Origin of the sequence: Variovorax sp. CAN15 (genome assembly GCF_030462475.1) — a bacterium.
Lineage (GTDB): Bacteria > Pseudomonadota > Gammaproteobacteria > Burkholderiales > Burkholderiaceae_C > Variovorax.
In genome coordinates this window covers 1-5,024 of sequence record NZ_JASMRZ010000153.1, presented here as the reverse complement: position 1 = coordinate 5,024, position 5,024 = coordinate 1, and the positions used below count along the sequence as shown (strand labels likewise).

Below are 5,024 nucleotides of genomic sequence, written 5' to 3'. Positions count from 1 at the left end.
GTTCAAAAGGCTGGCGACGACGCGCTGCCGAATCGCCGGCACCGTGACCTTGGAAAGTTCGAAGCGGAAAGCGTTGCCGATATGAGCCTTCTCGACTTCGGTCTGGCTCTCGAAAAACAGGCGAGCCTGCGTGTAGTGGTCAGCAAACTTTTCAGGCTTGATCCTCACCTTGTCGGCGCTTTCCTTGGCATCGATACGCCGAGCCACGCTCGCGAAGCCCTGTGCCGCGCCGGCCTGGAAGGGGCAACCGCCAGCCAATGAGTTCGGCTCGTAGGCAACGCGGCCGCGGTTGATCGCCTGGCGGTGCATGCCGTCGCGCTGGTTGTTGTGGACCTGCGCGATGGGGGCGTTGATGGGCAACTCGTGGAAGTTGGGCCCGCCAAGGCGGCTGATCTGCGTGTCGACGTAGGAGTGGATGCGCCCCGCCAGCAGCGGGTCGTTGGTGAAGTCGAGCCCTGGCACGATGTGGGCCGTGCAGAACGCGACCTGCTCCGTCTCCGCAAAAAAGTTGTCGGGATTGCGGTTGAGCACCATGCGCCCCACGATCTGCACCGGCACCAGCTCCTCGGGGATGAGCTTGGTCGCGTCGAGGATGTCAAAGCTGAACTGCTCGGCCTGCTCCTCGGTGAAGATTTGCAGACCCAGTTCCCATTCGGGATACTCGCCAGCCTCGATCGCTTCCCAGAGGTCACGGCGATGGAAGTCGGGATCGGCGCCGGAGATCTTCACGGCTTCTTCCCACACCAACGAGTGCGTGCCGAGCTTGGGCTGCCAGTGGAACTTCACCAGCACGCTCTCGCCCGCGTCGTTGACCAGGCGGAACGTGTGCACACCGAAGCCCTGCATCATCCGGTAGCTGCGTGGAATGGCGCGGTCGCTCATTTGCCACATGAGCATGTGCGTCGACTCGGGCATCAGAGAAACGAAATCCCAGAAGGTGTCGTGCGCGCTGGCGGCCTGAGGCATCTGGTGGTGTGGCTCCGGCTTCACGGCATGCACCAGGTCGGGGAACTTGATGGCGTCCTGAATGAAGAAAACCGGGATGTTGTTACCGACCAAATCCCAGTTGCCTTCGTCCGTGTAGAACTTGACGGCAAAGCCGCGCACGTCACGCGCAGTGTCCTTCGAGCCGCGCTCGCCGGCCACGGTGGAAAAGCGCACGAACACCGGCGTGACCTTGCCGGCCTCCTTGAAGGGCGCTGCCTTGGTGTACTTCGTGAGCGGGTCGTAGCACTCGAAAAATCCGTGCGCGCCCGAGCCGCGTGCATGCACGATGCGCTCAGGGATTCGCTCGTGGTCGAAGTGCGTGATCTTCTCGCGCAGGATAAAATCTTCGAGCAGCGCGGGCCCCCGCGCGCCTGCTTTGAGGGAATTCTGATTGTCAGCGACGGCAACACCCTGATTCGTGGTGAGCACCTGGCCGCTCGAATCAACACGGACACGGTCCAGCGTATCGATAGTGGCGTTGACACCTTCTCTCGCAGCGGTGCCAGTCTTGCTGGAGAAGTTCGCCTCGGAGAGAGTGCTGGCCCCAGGCAACGAAGATGCAGGCTCTGCCACGGCACCAGCCGGAGCAGATGAGGCGTTTTCCTCGCCGTATTCAGCGGGCTTGTTCAGGTTCGCTGGCATCGCGCTCACCAGCTTCTGTGTATCAATCGATTTCTGAGTGGGTGCATCACCTTTTCCAGCTGCTGCCGGCGCCGGGTTTGCAGGGCCACTATCGGTATTTCTGGCCGCGGCGCGGGCCGCGTCGATCTCCGCAGTGGACGATGATGAAGCAGGCGATTTCTTGGCCATGGGATTCTCCTGAAAGGGGACGCAAGGCTAGGGGCCCGACCTGATCGCCAATGTAGGAAGAATGCGCATCGCAGAGCTCCAGCTCGTGCCGGGTCGACGGTGGATGGCATAGCGAGAAGAGTTTCAGAGCGTGCGCCTCATAGCTGGATCGCGCGTTCGCGCAGCTAACCGGCGAAGAGCGGCATGGCTGCCAGGCAGCGCGCACGTAGGAGACACGCTGTCAGTCGGATTCGCTTTTCGATGATAGGCAGGGCGCTGCCGAAGCCCAATGTTCATGGCGCGGCGCAATGCCGATCATCAGAGGAACACTATGACCGACAATCCGAAAAAGACCGGCCTAGACCGGAAACTCATCGCCTTGAATGAGCCGCACGAGGTGCTCTCCTGGACAAAGTCCCTGGGGTGTACCGAGGCACAGCTCCGCGATGCCGTCAAGGCGGTGGGCAATTCTGCGGAGGCAGTGCGCGTCTATCTGAAAAAAGCATGAAGTCGCATATCCGACGGATCTCCGTGCACGTTGATGAGCCGGACCCTGGGCATTTTTACTGGGTGCTCATGGAGGAAGGCGACGACGCTTCGCAGTGGCGAGAGCTAGAGTCAGCAGCAGAGCCTTACGACATGTGGCTCGACGCACTTCAGGCTGGTAACACTGCGCTTTTCAGGTACGCCCCCGATGAACGCATCGGCCCGCGCGAAGTCGGCGACGACGAAGACGCGGCGCCGGTAGGCATTCCTCTGGGATGAACTTGGATGGCCCTCTACGCCCTGTTCCGTGCCTGGCGCAAGCTAGCTTTGGTACTGGCGGCGAGGGCCTTTTGCATAACTCTCTGCTCCTGTGCCTATGCGCCCTCGCACGCGAACTCAACACATCACCGCAGCAACCACGACCGACGCAAAGCTATGGGCCAAGCACCTTGGTTGCAGCGTCGCCGAGTTGCGCATCGCTATACGCGCAGTGGGAAATTCCGCGGAAAGTGTGCGAGCTTATCTCGCCGCGCTCAGCGGCGGCGTGATGCCGCTTACAGGTCAGGGCAGCGAACCCGCCGCTTCAGAAAAGGTTGAAGCTTGTCCTTCCAGCACCAGGCCACCCGCGTGGCCGCTAGGTTCCTGACAAGTCGACTGCGCTCTGATCTCGCTCTTCCAGCCGCTTTAGTTCGGCTCGCCCCATAGGCGTAATGCGAAGAATCATGCCTTTGCCTCCAGAGAAGAGGCCGGGCTCAGGCAGGTTGGCTTCGATGAGTTGAGCCGCTGCTAAAACGGCCGCGCATTGAATATCTCCCTCCTCGTGGATTGCCAACGGAAACGACGCATGTTCGATGCGTCGCAATAAGTTCATAGGCACTACGTCACTCCTCACCAATTTTCATAACAAAAAGTTTTTATGCCGTGGTCTACCGAGTGTCAATGGTAAGCGTCCGGCCAACCCATCTTGATTCCTGCCGGCGGGCCTAGGAGCATCGTGTTCACTACTCCACTTATTTTTTGGCGGACACGTGAACACTATCGAGGCTGCGGCGGTGAAGGGAGATCGGCGCCGGCTTAGCTGCTGCGGGAACTGCAGCGGCAGACATGGAGCCCGACCTCTACTGGTCGGTGGTGCACCGACTACGACGCGACCGACTTGCCGCGTTTGAGAACTGACCAAGTAGGCCAAGTCTCTTTGATCGCTTCCTTGGCCATGTCCACGGCGGAGGACCGATCGTAGCCCTCCGGCCGGTCAATCGCGACCACTACAGCCGCTCCTTCATCGTGAAGGATCTCCCAGGTCCAGCCCAGGCACATAGCATCATCCACCACCAATTCGGTGTGCACGTCTTCGTACCCCGGCGGGCGCTCCAAAGCGACGAGTACTCGGCGATCAGGATTCATGGCTCATCTCGCTCATTGCAACGGTGCACCTCATCATCGAAGCATACAGCGACGGTTGTCATCCCCTTGTCTCCGTCGACCACGCCGCACGCCAAGATAAAAATGGCCGGACGCTTACTGTCAATGTCGGAAATGGCGACATCGGGAACGGCTTAACGGGTGCTCAGAAGTTGAGCGGTCGACCTACAAAATGAGCTTGCTCATTGTCTAGACTGCCTCGCGGGGTAGGTATCCGACCCTCCCTTGACCACATGCCTGCCTCCTTAGACCCGCTTCGGCGGGTTCTTTTTCCCTCTAGCGGACCGCTCGCGCATGAAGTAGCTCTGTTTCCGACAACTAGGGTTTTGCGGCCTTTTGACCTACAGCCGCAACAGGCTGAAACAACTAGGGTCAGTGCTGAGATGCTGCTCATTCACGGCTCGCGCCGTTTTCATGAGCACCGTGTTCGTACCTCGATTCTCATTTTCGAGCGGCATCTCACCCTCTATCGCACTCCGCCCCTAGTCGCTGTGCATGACCGGAAGCGAGCGCAGCGTGACGCGGAAATCCAGACTGGCACCGGACGGCTCTTCTCCGCGAGCATTGGTCAGCAACGTGAGCGCTGCGGGACAACCAGGGTGGCTGCCCGCAGCACTGGTCGCCATTCAGGCCACTTCGACGTTGATGCGCCGCGGTTTCGCGTGCTCAGCCTTCGGGATCCGCAGCTTCAGGACGCCCTGCGCAAGCTCGGCAGACACCTTCTCGGTATCCAGTTCCTTGCTGAGAGTGAAGACCCGATGGAACCGACCGAGCCCTACCTCGGTGTGGCTTGTCTTCAGATCTTCGGGCACGCTCAAGCCAGATTCCGCTTCGATGGTCAACGTATCCGCTTCCACATGAAGGTTCAGCTTCTCGCGCGGGACGCCCGGTAAATCGGCGTAGAGCGTAATGCCGCCCGCGTCTTCAACAACGTCGACCGGCGGGGTCAGCGCAGAGGTGCGATAGCGCGACGCTTCCTGCTTTGGATCGGTGCGATCCGGCGCAGCGGGGGAACGAGTTTGAAGGTCGTTGCTCATTATGTTTGTCCTCCTGATCACTGAATGGCGATGCGGCGCGGCTGGGCGGACGCGCTGCGGCGAACGGTGATGCGCAGCACGCCGTCGCTTAACTTGGCGTCGACCGCTTCGGGGTCTGCGTCATCGGGCAGCGTCAGCATGCGGCGGAACGCGCCCTCGAATCGCTCATTGATGTGCACGGCCGCCTTTTCCTCCGCCCCGGGCAGCACGCTCTTCCGCTCACCAGAAATCGTCAGCAGACCACGCTCGAGGTGGACCTCCAGCGTAGCCGGGTCGATGCCTGGCGCGAAGGCATAGATCTCT

The 5,024-nt window shown here is 60.6% G+C and carries 7 protein-coding genes; 3 read left to right on the top strand and 4 right to left on the bottom strand.

Annotated features, from left to right (window positions below):
- A partial coding sequence (locus QMO14_RS32775; RefSeq protein ID WP_301512295.1) for a catalase occupies window positions 1-1,797 on the bottom strand: 1,797 nt, incomplete at its 3' end.
- A 310-nt stretch (window positions 1,798-2,107) separates the two neighbouring features.
- Here QMO14_RS32775 and QMO14_RS32770 point away from each other — a divergent pair.
- The 3 genes from QMO14_RS32770 to QMO14_RS32760 all read left to right on the top strand — a co-directional run bounded on the left by QMO14_RS32770 (window position 2,108) and on the right by QMO14_RS32760 (window position 2,908).
- Window positions 2,108-2,284, top strand: a complete 177-nt coding sequence (locus QMO14_RS32770) for a DUF3606 domain-containing protein (protein WP_301512294.1) — start codon at window positions 2,108-2,110, stop codon at window positions 2,282-2,284.
- Window positions 2,281-2,541 (top strand): hypothetical protein, encoded by a 261-nt coding sequence (locus tag QMO14_RS32765; protein WP_301512292.1) that lies wholly within the window; start codon window positions 2,281-2,283, stop codon window positions 2,539-2,541. Before QMO14_RS32770 ends, QMO14_RS32765 begins: the two co-directional genes overlap by 4 nt.
- A 97-nt stretch (window positions 2,542-2,638) precedes the next feature.
- Window positions 2,639-2,908, top strand: a complete 270-nt coding sequence (locus QMO14_RS32760) for a DUF3606 domain-containing protein (protein ID WP_301512290.1) — start codon at window positions 2,639-2,641, stop codon at window positions 2,906-2,908.
- Between the two features lie 494 nt (window positions 2,909-3,402).
- Here QMO14_RS32760 and QMO14_RS32755 read toward each other — a convergent pair whose 3' ends face one another.
- The 3 genes from QMO14_RS32755 to QMO14_RS32745 form a co-directional block, all read right to left on the bottom strand.
- Window positions 3,403-3,666, bottom strand: coding sequence for a hypothetical protein (locus QMO14_RS32755; protein ID WP_301512289.1), 264 nt, complete (start codon window positions 3,664-3,666; stop codon window positions 3,403-3,405).
- Window positions 3,667-4,310: 644 nt separating this feature from the next.
- On the bottom strand, window positions 4,311-4,721 hold the full coding sequence (locus QMO14_RS32750; protein WP_301512288.1) for an Hsp20/alpha crystallin family protein: 411 nt from the start codon (window positions 4,719-4,721) through the stop codon (window positions 4,311-4,313).
- 17 nt (window positions 4,722-4,738) lie between these two features.
- Window positions 4,739-5,024 (bottom strand): Hsp20/alpha crystallin family protein (locus QMO14_RS32745; protein WP_301512286.1); only part of this gene is annotated, 286 nt, incomplete at its 5' end.

Bases quoted from the DNA above. Each gene is read 5' to 3' on its own strand.
- QMO14_RS32760 (WP_301512290.1), top strand. From the start codon at position 2,639: ATGCGCCCTCGCACGCGAACTCAACACATCACCGCAGCAACCACGACC.
- QMO14_RS32750 (WP_301512288.1), bottom strand. From the start codon at position 4,721: ATGAGCAACGACCTTCAAACTCGTTCCCCCGCTGCGCCGGATCGCACC.
- QMO14_RS32765 (WP_301512292.1), top strand. From the start codon at position 2,281: ATGAAGTCGCATATCCGACGGATCTCCGTGCACGTTGATGAGCCGGAC.
- QMO14_RS32770 (WP_301512294.1), top strand. From the start codon at position 2,108: ATGACCGACAATCCGAAAAAGACCGGCCTAGACCGGAAACTCATCGCC.
- QMO14_RS32755 (WP_301512289.1), bottom strand. From the start codon at position 3,666: ATGAATCCTGATCGCCGAGTACTCGTCGCTTTGGAGCGCCCGCCGGGG.